Source organism: Nonomuraea sp. NPDC051191 (genome assembly GCF_044455665.1).
Lineage (GTDB): Bacteria > Actinomycetota > Actinomycetes > Streptosporangiales > Streptosporangiaceae > Nonomuraea.
Map to the genome: position 1 here is coordinate 245,957 of NZ_JBITEZ010000007.1, position 14,660 is coordinate 260,616.

The 14,660-nt window shown below is 71.0% G+C and carries 12 protein-coding genes; 10 read left to right on the plus strand and 2 right to left on the minus strand.

From position 1 onward, the window contains the following. Window positions 1-57: 57 nt before the first annotated feature. Together ACIA8R_RS21995 and ACIA8R_RS22000 are read left to right on the plus strand one after the other, a co-directional pair. Window positions 58-1,146, plus strand: coding sequence for a family 2 glycosyl transferase (locus ACIA8R_RS21995; protein ID WP_397040059.1), 1,089 nt, complete (start codon window positions 58-60; stop codon window positions 1,144-1,146). A 115-nt stretch (window positions 1,147-1,261) separates the two neighbouring features. Next, the gene (locus ACIA8R_RS22000; RefSeq protein ID WP_397040060.1) at window positions 1,262-2,911 is read left to right on the plus strand and encodes a glycosyltransferase family 2 protein; all 1,650 of its coding nucleotides are present in this window, start codon (window positions 1,262-1,264) and stop codon (window positions 2,909-2,911) included. Window positions 2,912-2,976: 65 nt separating this feature from the next. Here the strand turns inward: ACIA8R_RS22000 and ACIA8R_RS22005 are convergent, their stop codons facing one another. Further along, window positions 2,977-4,365, minus strand: a complete 1,389-nt coding sequence (locus ACIA8R_RS22005; protein WP_397040062.1) for a glycosyltransferase — start codon at window positions 4,363-4,365, stop codon at window positions 2,977-2,979. 236 nt (window positions 4,366-4,601) lie between these two features. Between ACIA8R_RS22005 and thrC the strand changes: the two genes are divergently transcribed. The 5 genes from thrC to ACIA8R_RS22030 all read left to right on the plus strand — a co-directional run bounded on the left by thrC (window position 4,602) and on the right by ACIA8R_RS22030 (window position 11,111). Then, on the plus strand, window positions 4,602-5,660 hold the full coding sequence (gene thrC, locus ACIA8R_RS22010) for a threonine synthase (protein WP_357695067.1): 1,059 nt from the start codon (window positions 4,602-4,604) through the stop codon (window positions 5,658-5,660). A gap of 44 nt (window positions 5,661-5,704) precedes the next feature. Further along, window positions 5,705-6,610 carry a homoserine kinase gene (thrB, locus tag ACIA8R_RS22015; RefSeq protein ID WP_364089063.1) on the plus strand — a complete coding sequence of 302 codons (906 nt, stop codon included), beginning with the start codon at window positions 5,705-5,707 and terminating at the stop codon, window positions 6,608-6,610. A 454-nt stretch (window positions 6,611-7,064) separates the two neighbouring features. After that, window positions 7,065-9,053 (plus strand): transcription termination factor Rho, encoded by a 1,989-nt coding sequence (gene rho, locus ACIA8R_RS22020; RefSeq protein ID WP_397040065.1) that lies wholly within the window; start codon window positions 7,065-7,067, stop codon window positions 9,051-9,053. A 146-nt stretch (window positions 9,054-9,199) separates the two neighbouring features. Beyond that, window positions 9,200-10,465 (plus strand): sensor domain-containing protein, encoded by a 1,266-nt coding sequence (locus tag ACIA8R_RS22025; RefSeq protein ID WP_364089057.1) that lies wholly within the window; start codon window positions 9,200-9,202, stop codon window positions 10,463-10,465. A 10-nt stretch (window positions 10,466-10,475) separates the two neighbouring features. Next, a complete protein-coding gene (locus ACIA8R_RS22030) occupies window positions 10,476-11,111 on the plus strand; it encodes a response regulator transcription factor (RefSeq protein ID WP_357695075.1) in 636 nt (211 codons plus the stop codon). A gap of 40 nt (window positions 11,112-11,151) precedes the next feature. On the opposite strand, the gene ACIA8R_RS22035 is transcribed toward ACIA8R_RS22030, so the two are convergent. Then, entirely contained in the window at window positions 11,152-12,231 is a 1,080-nt protein-coding gene (locus tag ACIA8R_RS22035) for a hypothetical protein (protein ID WP_397040067.1), read from the minus strand. Window positions 12,232-12,451: 220 nt separating this feature from the next. Between ACIA8R_RS22035 and rpmE the strand changes: the two genes are divergently transcribed. The 3 genes from rpmE (at window position 12,452) to prmC (ending at window position 14,660) form a co-directional block, all read left to right on the plus strand. Beyond that, a complete protein-coding gene (gene rpmE / locus ACIA8R_RS22040; RefSeq protein ID WP_352320396.1) occupies window positions 12,452-12,670 on the plus strand; it encodes a 50S ribosomal protein L31 in 219 nt (72 codons plus the stop codon). Window positions 12,671-12,756: 86 nt separating this feature from the next. Then, window positions 12,757-13,809, plus strand: a complete 1,053-nt coding sequence (gene prfA, locus ACIA8R_RS22045; protein ID WP_357695079.1) for a peptide chain release factor 1 — start codon at window positions 12,757-12,759, stop codon at window positions 13,807-13,809. Next, window positions 13,806-14,660: a peptide chain release factor N(5)-glutamine methyltransferase gene (gene prmC, locus ACIA8R_RS22050; protein ID WP_364089052.1), complete on the plus strand. Its 855-nt coding sequence runs from the start codon at window positions 13,806-13,808 to the stop codon at window positions 14,658-14,660. The genes prfA and prmC overlap by 4 nt, the downstream gene beginning before the upstream one ends.

Below are 14,660 nucleotides of genomic sequence, written 5' to 3' on the forward strand. Positions count from 1 at the left end.
GTAAAAACGGGCGTAAGGTAGGCGCCGATCCCGTCCCGACCGGAGGAGCGCCGTTCCATGTCCGTCACCCCCTGCGGCTTCACGCGTACGCCGGGCAAGGGGTTCGCCCGGCTGCACTGGGCGGGCGGATGGCAGGTCGACGACGGGCCGCCCGAGGTGCCCGAGCTGCACTCGCGGCGCGGGCTGGAGATCGACTGGCCCGCCGCGCCGGTGCCGCTCGACGGCCTGACGGCCCTGGCCGGCGCGGGGATGCCGCTGACCGCCAAGGACGCCCCCGCGTGGGTGCCGGGCGACCTGGCCGCGCTGCTCACCGACCGCGACTGGCTCGCCGAGCCCGACGGCACCGCGCGCTGCCTCGCCGACCTGCGGCGGGAGGAGCACAGCGTACGCCTGCGCCGCCTGGCGCACCGGCCGGCCCGCACGTCGGTCAGCCCGACGGTCAGTGTCGTCATGTCGACCAAGCGGCCCGCCCTGGTCGGCGCGGCGCTGGCGCAGATGGAGCGGCAGCGCGGCGTCGAGGCCGAGGTCCTGCTCGGGCTGCACGGGGTGGCCTTCGAGCAGGTACGCGCGGCCGTCGAGGCGTGCTCGCTGCCCGTGCGATGGGTCGAGGCGGAGCAGACGGTGCCGTTCGGCGAGGTGCTGAACCGGGCCGCCGCCCCGGCGTCGGGCGACCATCTCGCCAAGTGGGACGACGACGACTGGTACGGCCCCGACCACCTGGCCGACCTCCTCATGGCCCGCTCGTACGCGGGGGCCGACGTGGTGGGCACGACGGCCGAGTTCTTCTACCTGGAGCCGTTGCGCGCCACGATCCGGCGGACGACGTTCGCGAGCGGGGCGGCGTACCCCAGCGAGGTCTGGGCAGATCATGTGGCCGGAGGCACCATTTTGCTCGAAACGGCGAAATTTCGGGAAATTGGAGGATTTCCCGCACTGCCACGGGCGGTCGATCTGGAGTTCCTGAAAGCGGCGCAAAAGATCGGCGCGCGCACCTATCGCACGCACGGCCTCGGCTACGTGCTGCGCAGGGCGCTCACCGCCGAGCACACCTGGCAGCTGCCGCTGGCCCATTTCGTCAGGATCGCCACGAACCAATGGCACGGCTTCCGGCCGAGCCTGCTGATGGAACCGCATGAACTCGCATGAACCCACACGTGCCTGTATGGACCCGCTGAACCTGTTGAACCCCCGCCCGATGGACCCCGCATGAACCCGTGCTCGATGGAAGCCGCATGAACCCGTGCCTGCCGATGGACCCCGCATGAAGCCCGGCCAGAACCCCCCGGTGCGCGGCAACGACTACCGCGTGCTGCGTCCGGGCGAGGACCTCACCCCGTCGCTCAAGGTCAGCGTGATCGTCCCGGCCTACGGCGGCCAGGACAAGCTGGACCTGGTGCTGGCCGCCCTCGCCCGCCAGACCTACCCGGCCGCGCTCACCGAGGTCATCGTCGTGGACAACGGCAGCTCACCGCCGCTGCGGCTGCCCGCCACCCGGCCCGAGGGCACCCGCCTGATCGTCTGCTCCCAGCCCGGCCGCGCGAACGCCCGCAACGCCGGCCTGGCCGAGGCCACCGGCGACGTGATCCACTGGCTCGACTCCGACGTCGTCCTCACCCCGGGCGCGATCGAGGCCCACATGCGCTGGCATCACGCGGCCCCGTACCTGGTGGTGACCGGCTACATCAGGTTCACCGACGCGCCGGTCCCCGCCGAGCTGCCCGCCGACCTGGAGAATCACTTCGAGCCCGCCGAGCCGCACACCTGGATCGTCGACCTCGTCGAACGCACCGACGGCCTCACCGCCAACCCCCAGCGCCCCTTCAGCCTGCACGTCGGCGGCGCCACCTCCGTGGGCGCCCGCCTGATCGAGGCCGCCGGGCCCATGGACGACGAGCTGATCCTCGGCCAGGACACCGAGATGGGCTACCGGCTGGGCCAGGCCGGCGCGGTGTTCGTGCCCGAGCCGCGCGCCCGCGCCTACCATCTCGGCCCGACCATGCGCATGCGCGACAAGGAGTCCATCGACCGGGTGAGCCACGCGTTCGTGGCCGACCGCATCCCGGCGTACCGGTGGTTGCGCTCTCATCCGTCCAGGCACTGGAAGATCCCGTACGTCACCGCCGTCGTGGACGGCACGGCCGGCTACGACAGCGTGCGCGCGACGGTGGACGCGCTGCTCGCGGGCACCGTCCCCGACCTGTCGGTGCTCCTGCTCGGCCCCTGGGACGAGCTGGGCCGCGAACGCCGCTCCCCGCTCAAGGACCCCGACCTCGACCTGGCGCTGGTCCAGGGCCACTACCGGCACGAAGGCCGGGTGCGCCTGGCCGTCTCCGAGGAGGCCGCGCAGATCGATCCGGCCACGCCCTTCGTGCTGCGCCTGCCGCCCGGCTGGATCCCCGGCGAGGACACCGTCGCCGGCCTGCTCGACCTGGCCCGCGACGAGGGGCTCGGGCTGGTCTCCGTGCTGCTGCGGGAGTCGTCCCAAGGGGTCGTCGCGGCCCGTCTGGAGCGCCGGTCGTCCTTCGCCAGGGCCCGCATGGTCGCCGCCGGCGACCCCGACGACCTTGACGACGTGGTGGATGCCGTGTCCGGCGTGTCCTGGGTCGAGGGCGAGACCTACGGGTTCACCACGGAGGCGGCGCCCCTGGTCGGGCGGCGCGGGGCGTACCGGGCACGGATGGAGGCCCAGGCCGAGGCCGAACGGCTGACCAGGGAGGCCGACCGCCTGCGCGCCCAGGTGAGCAAGTGGAAGGACGAGGCCACACGGTGGCGCAAAACGGCCGTCGAGCTGCGGCGCGACGTGAGCACCCTGCGCCGCCAGCTCGCCGCCGCGAACCGCGCCCAGCAGAGCCTGCGCACACTGCTGTCCGCCACGATGAAACGAGCACTGGGCCGCCGCCTGCGCGGCTGACCCCCGACACAGCCAGGCCCCGGGGCGCCCCGGGGCCGCGCGGGCGCCCCCGGCGTCCAGGGAGGTCAGTTCGGGCGCAGGGCCGACTTCAGTCGTCGGAACAGGGAGTTCTCGGCGGACTCGGCCGGAACCGCCACCGTCGCGGGGATGGTGACCGGCTCCGGCTGCGGCGGCGCGGGCCAGTAGCGGTCCGGCGGCTCGTGGCGCACCCCGTGGGTGGTGTCGATGACGTCGTCGAGGTCGGCGCCGGGATCGGCGAGCAGCAGCGCCCGGCCCAGCGCCGAGGTGCGTTCGAGCCGGGCCGTGCGCCCGTCGGGCAGGTCCACGACGAGCACCCCCGCCAGGTCCTTCTGCACCGACTCGACCATGCGCTCAAGCGTCGCCCGGTGCAGCGGCACGTCCACCGGCCCCCGGTAGCGGAACGGCGTGGGCGCGGGCGTCGGCGCGGCCTCGTCGATGAGCCGGATGCGTTCGTCGTGCGCGAACAGGTCGCGCATGAGCCGCAGTTCGAAGCACGGGTCCGACAACACCGCGCGCCGGCCGTCGTCGAGCCGCGACCACGGGCCCACCAGCGTCAGCACGACGTCCTGGAGCTTGCCGTCCAGGGCCGCCGCCACCGCCCGCCGCACCACCGACTCGGAGGTGTCGGTGACGTCCAGCACGATCTCCACGTACGGCACCAGCCACCGCCGCCCCCGGTCCTTGCGCAGGTCCCGGCGGAGCGGGATCCGGTGCGCCAGGTACGGCTCCACCGCCCGCACGGCCCGCTCCCGGTCGCGGTGCTGCGCCGGCAGCCCGAGATGCACGGCCTGGGCGGCCGGGTCCGGCACGAACACCACGCCGTGCATGGCCAGCCGGTAGGAGAACTCGGTGTCCTCGCCGCGCACCACGGTCGGGTCGAGGCCGCCCACGGCGTCGAAGACCTCGCGGGGGAGTGCGAAGGTCGGCCCGGTGCACACGTGGTACGGGTTGCGGCTCCTGCGCAGCCCGTCGGTCTTGTCGATCGTCGCCTCGGTCGAGCTCGACACGGCCCCGGCCAGGTCGAACACCTCGTCCAGACGTCCGGCGCCGAAGACCTGGCGCGCGGTGACCGGCGGCGCGTCGACGAACTTCTTCATCCCGATGGTGACCAGGTAGTCGGTCACGTGGTGCCAGCGGGCCAGGGCCTCGATGTGCTCGCGGCAGGCGACCATGTCGGCGTCGAGCCGCTGGATGATCTCGCCGTCGGCGGCCTTCGCACCCGTGTTGACCGCGTTCGAGATGCCCCAGCCGTCGCGTACCGGGACGAGCCTGGTGTTGACCGGCCGGATCTCCGGCAACCGGACGGGCGGCGCGCTGCCGTCGTCCACGACCAGGACCTCCATCAGCTGGTCCGGGTACGTCTGCGCGGCCAGCGCGGCCAGCGCCAGATCGAGTTTGTCCTGCCCGCCGTGCGCCGGTATCACCACGCTCACGGACAGCCCCGGCGACCAGGCCCCGAGCTCCGGCGGCACTACTGGTGAATAGTCGTTCTGCCTCAAAGCAGGACGCGCGTTCATGGTGACCCCCTGCCGAGACCTTATCGGGAGATGCTGAGACTTTCCTGAATAGTGCCGCTGTCCAACGACCTGTCCACACAGTGGACTCGGCTCCGCGTCACCGCCGCGCACCCCGTACACTCGGTGGCCAACACCGCAGGTAGGGAGTCATCATGGGCAGGTCATGGCGTGGCCTCATCGAGGAGTACCGAGAGCGTCTTCCGGTCACCACGAAGACGCCCGTCATCACGCTCCTGGAAGGCGGCACCCCGCTCGTCCCGGCGCACCGCGTGTCGGCGCTGACGGGCTGCGAGGTCTATCTGAAGGTCGAGGGGGCCAACCCGACCGGCAGCTTCAAGGACCGTGGCATGACCATGGCCATCAGCAAGGCGGTCGAAGAGGGCGCCAAGGCGGTCATCTGCGCCTCCACCGGCAACACCTCGGCCAGCGCGGCGGCCTACGCCGTACGCGCGGGGCTGACCTGCGCCGTACTGGTGCCCAAGGGCAAGATCGCGATGGGCAAGCTGGCGCAGGCGCTCGTCCACGGGGCCACGCTGCTGCAGGTCGAAGGGTCGTTCGACGACTGCCTGGAGATGACCCGCAAGCTGTCCTCCAGCTACCCGATCGCGCTGGTCAACTCGGTCAACCCGTTCCGGCTGCAGGGCCAGAAGACGGCCGCGTTCGAGATCGTCGACACGCTCGGCGACGCGCCCGACATCCACTGCATCCCGGTGGGCAACGCGGGCAACATCTCGGCCTACTGGATGGGCTACCAGGAGTACGCCGCCGACGGGGTCTCGACGAAGCGTCCGCGCATGTTCGGCTTCCAGGCCAGCGGCTCCGCGCCGATCGTCGAGGGCGCCCCGGTGACCCATCCCCACACGATCGCCACCGCCATCCGCATCGGAAACCCGGCGTCCTGGGGCCTGGCCACGGCGGCGCGCGACGAGTCCGGCGGCGTCATCCAGGCGGTGACCGACCGGCAGATCGCGGCGGCGTACAAGCTGCTGGCCCAGGAAGAGGGCGTGTTCGTGGAGCTGGCCTCGGCGGCGAGCGTCGCGGGGCTGCTCCAGGCCCACTCCCAGGGGCTCGTGGAGCCCGGGCGGCGCATCGTGTGCACCGTCACCGGCAACGGCCTGAAGGACCCCGACTGGGCCATCGCGGGCGCGCCCGCCCCGGTGGTCATCCCGATCGACGTGCACGCCGCCGCCGCGGCGCTCAACCTCGCCTGAGGCCCGCACGGGCAGTGAGCGAACGACGAGGGAATCGTGAACCAATGACGACGGTGCGGATCCGCGTGCCGGCCACGTCGGCCAACCTGGGGCCCGGCTTCGACGCGCTGGGCCTCGCGCTCACCCTCTACGACGACGTGGAGGCCACGCTCACCGCCGAGCCGGGCGTGCGCGTGAGCGTGGAGGGCGAAGGCGCGGGCGAGGTGGACCTCGGCGAGGGACACCTCGTCATCAGGGCGATGCGCGAGGCGTACACCCGCATGGGAGCGCCGCAGCCCGAGGGCATCAGCCTGCGCTGCGTCAACCGCATCCCGCACGCCCGCGGCCTCGGCTCGTCCTCCGCGGCCGTCTGCGCCGGCATCCTGGCCGCCCGCGCGCTGAGCGACGCCGTCCTGTCCGACGACGACGTCTTCGCGCTGGCCACCGAGATGGAGGGCCACCCGGACAACGTCGCTCCGTGCCTGGCCGGGGGCCTGACGGTGGCCTGGACCGACCACGCCGGAGCGCCGCGTATGGTGAAGCTGGCCCCCGACGAGAGGGTCCGCCCGGTCGCCGTCGTCCCGACGACGCGGCTGGCCACGGAGACCGCTCGGGGGCTCTTGCCGAAGGACGTGCCCCACAAGGACGCCTCCTTCAACGCCGGCAGGGCCGCGTTGCTGATCGCCGCGCTGACCTCGCGGCCGGAACCAGAGCTGTTGCTCGCCGCCACCGAAGACCGTCTCCACCAGCCCTACCGCGCGCCTGCCATGCCGGAGAGCGCACGTCTGGTAGAACGTCTGCGTGCAGTCGGCGTGCCCGCGGTCGTTTCGGGGGCGGGTCCCACGGTTCTTGCGTTTTCGTCACCGGATACGCAGGATTTGATCGCGCCAGAAGTGGGTAATGACTGGCACATCCAGCAAATGGACGTCGACCCGGTTGGTGCGAACGTTCAGTTCCCCGAGACACGCTGATGCCTCTTTAGACCTTCAGGGAATAGCCGTGTGCGCTGGTGATGTTAGGCTGATAGCCGCACCAGATGCCCCCTTGGTGGGTGCGTGCTTGTCAGCCATACATCGCTGCATCATGTTTCACGTCGCGAGGCGTGAGCAGCGCGGCTGTCTCCCCGGAATCCGTTGCCTCCGGTTGGCCCACACCCGGTTGGCTCAACGTGAGGCGGCGACGACGGGGACCTGCGCGTTCGACGCACATCGACATCTGGTTGGCGACAGCAATCTGGGGGGTGTCAGCCACGCGCCACGGTCCTGTGGCGGCCTGGACGAACCCCTCCCCAAGAGTGGCGGCCGTCCGCGACAGCCGAAGATCGCAACGTGCACCCCGACCCGGTCTGTCCCGCCGGGTCGCAAGCACCTCCGGGACGCCCGGCAGAACAAAACCGGCGCCCGACCCCTGGGAAGGACCTTTTAGTTGAGCGACACCACCGAACTCCTCTCCGACGCACCAGGCGTTCAGCCCGCGTCCGGCGACACCCCCACCCGCGCCGCGGCCAAGCCTCGTGCGCGTCGCTCCGGCACCGGCCTGTCCGCCAAGGTGCTGCCCGAGCTGCAGAAGATGGCCGCTGAGCTGGGCATCAGCGGCACCGGGCGCATGCGGAAGAGCCAGCTCATCGCGGCCATCCAGGAGAAGCAGGGTGGCGCCTCCGGAGACGGCGCTCCGGCGGCACCCGCGGTGGAGGCTGCGCCCGTCACGACGGAGGCGGCGCCTCCCGTGGCCGAGCGGCCCACCCGTACGCGCAGGGAACGTTCCCGCACCAAGCCCGCCGAGGAGGCCGCACCGCAGGCCGCCGAGCCGGTGGCCGCGGCCCCCGAGCCCGTGGCCGCGCCGGCCGAGCCGGCCGTCGAGCAGCAGGCCCAGGTCGTGGACGCCGGTCAGGCCGACACGCGGGGCGAGCGTGAGAGCCGTCGCGAGCGGCGCAGCCGCGGCGAGCGCCGCGAGCGTGGCGAGCGCAGTGACCGCGGCGAGCGCAGTGACCGTGGCGAGCGCAGTGAGCGCAGCGACCGCGGTGACCGTGCCGACCGCGGTGAGGGCGGCCGCGCCGAGAGCGGCCGTGGCGACCAGCGCGGCGACCAGCGCGGTGACCAGCGCGGTGACCAGCGCGGTGACCAGCGCGGTGACCAGCGCGGTGACCAGCGCGGTGACCAGCGCGGCGGCGTCGACGACGACGGCAGCGGCCGTGGCCGCAGGGGCCGTTTCCGTGAGCGCAACCGCGGCCGCGGCCGTGACCGCTTCGACAGCACCGAGCCCGTCATCGGCGACGACGACGTGCTCATCCCGATCGCCGGCATCCTCGACATCCTCGACAACTACGCGTTCGTCAGGACCAGCGGCTACCTGCCGGGCAGCAACGACGTCTACGTCTCGCTGGCCCAGATCCGCCGCAACGGCCTGCGCAAGGGCGACGTCATCACCGGCGCGGTGCGCCAGCCGCGCGACGGCGAGCGCCGCGAGAAGTTCAACGCCCTCGTCCGCCTCGACACCGTCAACGGCATGGACCCGGAGCAGGCCCGCAACCGGCCCGACTTCAACAAGCTGACGCCGCTCTACCCGCAGGAGCGCCTGCGCCTGGAGACCGAGCACAACATCCTCACCACGCGGATCATCGACCTCGTCTCGCCGATCGGCAAGGGCCAGCGCGGTCTGATCGTCTCGCCGCCGAAGGCCGGCAAGACGATGGTGCTGCAGGCGATCGCCAACGCGATCACCCGCAACAACCCCGAGTGCCACCTGATGGTCGTGCTCGTGGACGAGCGTCCCGAAGAGGTCACCGACATGCAGCGGTCGGTCAAGGGCGAGGTCATCCACTCGACCTTCGACCGTCCGGCCGAGGACCACACCACGGTCGCGGAGCTGGCCATCGAGCGCGCCAAGCGCCTGGTGGAGCTGGGTCACGACGTGGTCGTCCTGCTCGACTCGATCACGCGACTCGGCCGTGCCTACAACCTGGCGGCCCCGGCCTCCGGTCGTATCCTGTCGGGTGGTGTCGACTCCACGGCGCTCTACCCGCCCAAGCGCTTCTTCGGCGCCGCCCGCAACATCGAGAACGGCGGCTCGCTGACGATCCTCGCCACGGCCCTGGTCGAGACCGGGTCCAAGATGGACGAGGTCATCTTCGAGGAGTTCAAGGGCACCGGCAACATGGAGCTCAAGCTCAACCGCTCCCTGGCCGACAAGCGCATCTTCCCCGCGGTCGACGTCGACGCGTCCGGCACGCGTAAGGAAGAGATCCTCATGGGCAAGGACGAGCTGCAGATCGTCTGGAAGCTGCGGCGGGTGCTGCACGCTCTGGACATGCAGCAGGCTCTGGAGCTTCTCCTGGAGAAGATGAAGGAGACCAAGTCCAACGCCGAGTTCCTCATGCAGGTCCAGAAGACCACGGTGAGCAACGACCGCGACTAGCGGCCGCGCGCCTTGAGGGGCGGTGGGGAGTTCTCCCCGCCGCCCCTTTCGCGTTCGCGCGGGGCCGAAGGGGTGGGGTTAACCCCACCCGTGGACCGGACGCCTGCTCCATTCACCCCGCCCGCGCCGCCGGGCAGGCTGGAGGCATGCGATCGGTGAGGCTGAAGGACAGGGTGCGGTTCGGGCCGATGGGGCCGTTAGGGGTGCTGGTGGACCCCATGACCTGGCGGGCGGCTCCGTACCTGCTGGTCAGCGCGGGGTTCGGGGTGGCCTGGTTCGTCGTCGTGGCCCTGGCGACGACGGTCGCGGTGCCGCTGGTGATCGTCTGGGTGGGGTTGCCGCTGACGATGGCGGCCGTGCTGATGTGGCGCGGCGGGGCGATGCTGGAGCGGCGGCTGATGGGGGCGGCGTTCGGGGTGCGGATCGCGGACCCGTACCGGAGCAGGCCCGAGGGCGGGCTGCTGGCGCACCTCACCTGGCTGCTGGGTGACAAGGCCACCTGGCAGGACCTCGGCTACCTCCTCATGCTGGTGCCGCTGGGTCTGGTCGAGTCCGCGTTGTCGGTCGCGTTGTGGACGGCCACGGGGATGCTGCTGCTCGCGCCCTTCGCACGCGTCCTGTACGTCCTGGGCGACGTGCGCAGCGGCCTGGTCATCGACGACTGGACGGGCGCGCTGGTGGCGGGCGCGTTCGGGGTGCTGCTGCTCGTCGTGACGGCCTATCTCGTACGGGGGATGGCCTGGTTGCACGGCACGCTCGCCACGGTGCTGCTCGGCGGCAGCGAGGAGGAGCGGCTGCGGGCCAGCAGGGCCAGGGGCATCGACGCGGCCGAGGCCGAACGCCGCAGGATCGAGCGCGACCTGCACGACGGCGCGCAGCAGCGGCTGCTGTCGGTGGCGGTGGACCTCGGACGGGCGCAGGCCAAGTTCGACACCGAGCCGGAGGCGGCCAGGACGCTGATCGTGCAGGCCCACGCGGGCACGAAGGCGGCCATCGCCGAGCTGCGCAACCTCGCCCGCGGCATCCATCCGGCCATCCTCACCGACCGCGGGCTCGACGCGGCACTGTCGGGGCTGGCCGCGCGGGCCCCGGTGCACGTGGACGTCTCCGTCGAGCTGTCCGAACGGCCGCCCCCGGCGGTGGAGAGCATCGCGTACTTCATCGTCGCCGAGGCCCTGACCAACCTGGCCAAGCACTCGGGCGCGACGGAGGCGTCGGTGGCGGTGTTCAGGGACGACCGCGGCGTGGTCGTGGACGTGTGGGACAACGGCATCGGCGGCGCCCTCGTCACGCCGGGCGGCGGCCTGTCGGGGCTGGCCGACCGGGCGGCCACCATCGACGGCGTGCTCGTGCTGCACAGCCCCGTCGGCGGGCCGACGATCGTGCGCGCGGAGCTGCCCTGCGAATGGTAGTCATGTGCTCATGCGCGTGGTCATCGCCGAGGATTCCGTACTGTTACGCGAGGGGCTGGCGCGGCTGCTCGCCGACGGCGGCTTCGAGACCGTGGCCGCCGTGTCCGACGGGCCGGCGCTGGTGGCCGCGGTCCTCGAACACGAGCCCGACCTGGCGATCGTCGACGTGCGCATGCCGCCCACCCACACCGACGAGGGGCTGAAGGCGGCGCTGAGGGTCCGCGCGGCCCGGCCCGACTTCCCGATCCTGGTGCTGTCCCAGTACGTCGAGGAGCGTTACGCGGGCGAGCTGATCGGCCGCGCCGTCGGCTACCTGCTGAAGGAGCGGGTGGCCGACGTGGCCGAGTTCATGGAGGCGGTGCGCCAGGTGGCGGCGGGCGGCACGGTCGTCGACCCGGAGGTCGTCGTGCAACTGCTCAGCCGCAGGCGCAGGGGCGCGCCGCTCGACCTGCTCTCCCCCCGGGAGCGCGAGGTCCTGGCCCTGATGGCCGAGGGCCGTTCGAACACCGCCATCGCCTCCAGGCTGGTCGTCACCGAAGGCGCGGTGGAGAAACACGTGTCCGGCATCTTCACCAAGCTGGCCCTCGGGCCGGCGCCCGAGGACCATCGGCGGGTACTCGCCGTCCTGACGTACCTGGGTCGCTGATACGGCCTGCACCCGGGGTTGGGGATGCGGGCCGTACCCGCTACCTGACGTCCACGAACTCCTGCGGCGACAGGGAGGTGCGCGTCTTGCTCGTGCCGGGCACCTTGACCTGGAAGTAGCCGTCCTTCTTGCCCTTGAACGTCTTGCTGTACTTGCCGGTCGAGGTGGCCTTGGCGTAACCCATGAACTTGTACGTCTTGGTGCCCTTGGTCTTGAAGTACACCTCGACGATCTTGCCCTTGTACGCCTTGGTGCCGCGGTAGACCTTGCCGTACACCTTGAACGCGCGGCCCTTGGTGACCTTGTTCGGGGCCGAGATCGTCACCCGGGTCTTGACCTTCTTCGACGCGCCGCCGGTCGGGGCGACGACCGAGAACGACGCCTCGCCCTTGAGCGTCTGGCCGCCGCGGGTGGCGTACACCTCAAGGGTCCAGGAGCCCTCGGTGGTGTCGTCGGTGAAGTACGTGACGCCCCGGTAGTAGGTGTCCGACTCCTTGGCCAGCTCACCGAGGTCGTAGTACTCGCTGGTGGTGTCGCTGACGAGCTTGGCCGAGACCGTGCCCGCGTCCTTCACCGACGCCTCGACCGTGACCTTGGTGTCCCTGCCCTTGACGAGCTGGACCGGGTCGGGCGTGACGTTCGCGCCGGAGATGCCCTGCTTGCCGGAGACCTTGACGGTGAAGGTGCTCGGGCTGCTCCCGCCCGACCGGGCGACGTTGACGGTGAGCTTCCAGTCGCCCGCCGGGTCGTCCTTGCCGATCGTCCACTTGCCGGTGATCGTCTTGTCGGCGACCGGGGACGGCGTGGGCGACGGGCTGGGGGTGGACGTGCTCGGCGTGCTCGGCGTGAAGTCGAACGTCACCGTCTTGGCCGTCTTGCCGGGCGGCTCGATGGTCCCGGTCACGCCGGTGACGGTGTCCGGGTTCTTGAGCTTGAGCGTGACGGTCGCGTCGACGTCCTTCTCCAGGGGGATGTACGCGTTCGCCGACGCGTCTCCCGTGAAGTCGTCCGCCAGCGCGTACGCCGAGGCCGACGCGCCGGTGGCCGAGAGACCGGCGCCTCCGAGGAGAACGGCGGCCCCCGTGGCGGCCGCGAGGAGCAGCCGCACCCTTCTCTTCATCAGTTGGATGATCCTTTGACTAAGTCCCATTTGAGGGGAAAGTGATAGTTTGTGCGTGGGAGCCTAGTGTGACGCGTGCGGCCGCGTCATGAAGATCGTGGGAATGCCTCATGGCCTGGGGAGGTTGCACGATCTGGCACACTGGTAGCTGACCATTTTGCGGTTCCGGTTCACGCCATGCGTGAAGGCGACCCGGCGGCCGCAGCCCGAAAGGACAGCCATGAAGCCCGACATCCACCCCGATTACCACGTGACGCAGGTCTCCTGCTCCTGCGGGAACACGTTCACGACCCGCAGCACCGCGAAGAACGGCGTCATCCACGCCGACGTGTGCTCGGCCTGCCACCCGTTCTACACGGGCAAGCAGAAGATCCTCGACACCGGCGGCCGGGTGGCTCGCTTCGAGAAGCGCTTCGGCAAGAAGGCCACGGGCAAGTAGCTTCACCGACGCCGACCCGGCCCGCACCACGTGCGCCGGGTCGGCGTTCTTGGTGAAACGGCATTCAAACCACTGAAGGACCCACGGTGAACCTCGACGAGTTGCTCAAGGAGTATTCCGAGCTGGAGCTGCAGCTTGCCGACCCCGCCGTGCACGCCGACCAGAACAAGGCCCGCACCTTCGGCCGGCGCTACAGCCAGCTCACCCCGATCGTCAGCACCTACCGCGAGCTCGACTCCGCCCGCGACGACCTGACCGCGGCCAAGGAACTGGCCGGCGAGGACGAGGCGTTCGCCGCCGAGGCGGCCGAGCTCGAAGAGCGCATCCCGCAGCTTGAGGAGAAGCTCAGGCACCTGCTCATCCCGCGCGACCCCAACGATGACAAAGACATCATCATGGAGATCAAGGCGGGCGAGGGCGGCGAGGAGTCCGCGCTGTTCGCCGGCGACCTGCTGCGCATGTACCTCCGGTACGCCGAGCGCCTGGGCTGGAAGACCGAGATCATCGACACCCAGCCCTCCGACCTCGGCGGCTACAAGGACGTCACGGTCGGCATCAAGGCCAAGGGCGACGAGGGCGTGTGGTCCAGGCTCAAGTTCGAGGGCGGCGTCCACCGCGTGCAGCGGGTGCCCGTCACCGAGTCCCAGGGCCGCATCCACACGAGCGCCGCGGGCGTGCTGGTCTACCCGGAGGCGGAGGAGGTCGAGGTCCAGATCGACCCCAACGACCTGCGCATCGACGTCTACCGCTCCAGCGGTCCCGGCGGCCAGAGCGTCAACACGACCGACTCGGCCGTCCGCATCACCCACCTGCCCACGGGCGTGGTCGTCTCCTGCCAGAACGAGAAGAGCCAGCTCCAGAACAAGGAGTCGGCGATGCGCATCCTGCGTGCCCGCCTGCTGGCCGTGGCCCAGGAGCAGGCCGACGCCGCGGCGCAGGCCGAGCGCAAGTCGCAGGTTCGCACGGTCGACCGTTCCGAGCGCATCCGCACGTACAACTTTCCCGAGAACCGGATTTCCGACCACCGCGTAGGCTTCAAGGCGTATAACCTCGACCAGGTTCTCGACGGCGAGCTCACCGCCGTCACCCAGGCACTCATCGACGCCGAGATGGCGGAGAAGCTCGCACAACACTCATGACATTTCTGCTGGACGAGATCGCTCTAGCCACCGCCCGGCTGGCCGAGGCAGGTGTGCCTTCGCCGCGCACCGACGCGGAGGAGATCGCGGCGTTCGTCCACGGCGTGCGCAGGAGCGAGCTCCACACGGTCAAGGACTCCGACTTCGACGCGCTGTTCTGGGAGGGCGTCGCCCGGCGCGAGGCGCGTGAGCCGCTGCAGCACATCACCGGCCACGCCTACTTCCGTTACCTGGAACTGGCGGTCGGCCCCGGCGTGTTCGTGCCGCGGCCGGAGACCGAGGTCATGGCCGGGTGGGCGATCGAGACCCTGCGCGCCATGGACGTGACGGCCCCGCTCGTCGTCGACCTCGGCACCGGCTCGGGGGCCATCGCGCTGTCGATCGCCCAGGAGGTCGCGCTCGCCGAGGTGCACGCCGTCGAGGTCGACCCGGCGGCCTACACCTGGGCCAAGCGCAACATCTCCGAGCTGGGCCAGGGGCGTACGCACCTGCACCCGGAAGACCTCGCCGGAGCCCTTCCCGAGCTCAACGGCAAGGTCGACCTGGTGATCTCCAACCCGCCGTACATCCCGCCCGGCGCCATCCCGCGCGACCCCGAGGTCCGCGACTACGACCCCTCCAGGGCCCTGTACGGCTCCGGCGACGACGGGCTGGGCGAGGTGCGCGCGGTCGAACGCACCGCCCGCCGCCTGCTGCGCCCCGGCGGCTGGGTGGCCGTCGAACACGCCGACGAGCAGGGCAGGGCCGTCTACCTGACCTTCCCCGAGGACAACGGTTGGCGCGACGTCCGCCTGCGCCAGGACCTCACCCGAAGGGACCGCTTCGTCACGGCCAGACTCGGCCAGGACTAG

Excerpts from the sequence above, each read along its gene's own strand:
- ACIA8R_RS21995 (WP_397040059.1), top strand. The coding sequence starts at position 58 with ATGTCCGTCACCCCCTGCGGCTTCACGCGTACGCCGGGCAAGGGGTTC.
- ACIA8R_RS22000 (WP_397040060.1), top strand. The coding sequence starts at position 1,262 with ATGAAGCCCGGCCAGAACCCCCCGGTGCGCGGCAACGACTACCGCGTG.
- thrC (WP_357695067.1), top strand. The coding sequence starts at position 4,602 with ATGGGCAGGTCATGGCGTGGCCTCATCGAGGAGTACCGAGAGCGTCTT.
- thrB (WP_364089063.1), top strand. The coding sequence starts at position 5,705 with ATGACGACGGTGCGGATCCGCGTGCCGGCCACGTCGGCCAACCTGGGG.
- ACIA8R_RS22025 (WP_364089057.1), top strand. The coding sequence starts at position 9,200 with ATGCGATCGGTGAGGCTGAAGGACAGGGTGCGGTTCGGGCCGATGGGG.
- ACIA8R_RS22030 (WP_357695075.1), top strand. The coding sequence starts at position 10,476 with ATGCGCGTGGTCATCGCCGAGGATTCCGTACTGTTACGCGAGGGGCTG.
- ACIA8R_RS22035 (WP_397040067.1), bottom strand. The coding sequence starts at position 12,231 with ATGAAGAGAAGGGTGCGGCTGCTCCTCGCGGCCGCCACGGGGGCCGCC.
- rpmE (WP_352320396.1), top strand. The coding sequence starts at position 12,452 with ATGAAGCCCGACATCCACCCCGATTACCACGTGACGCAGGTCTCCTGC.
- prmC (WP_364089052.1), top strand. The coding sequence starts at position 13,806 with ATGACATTTCTGCTGGACGAGATCGCTCTAGCCACCGCCCGGCTGGCC.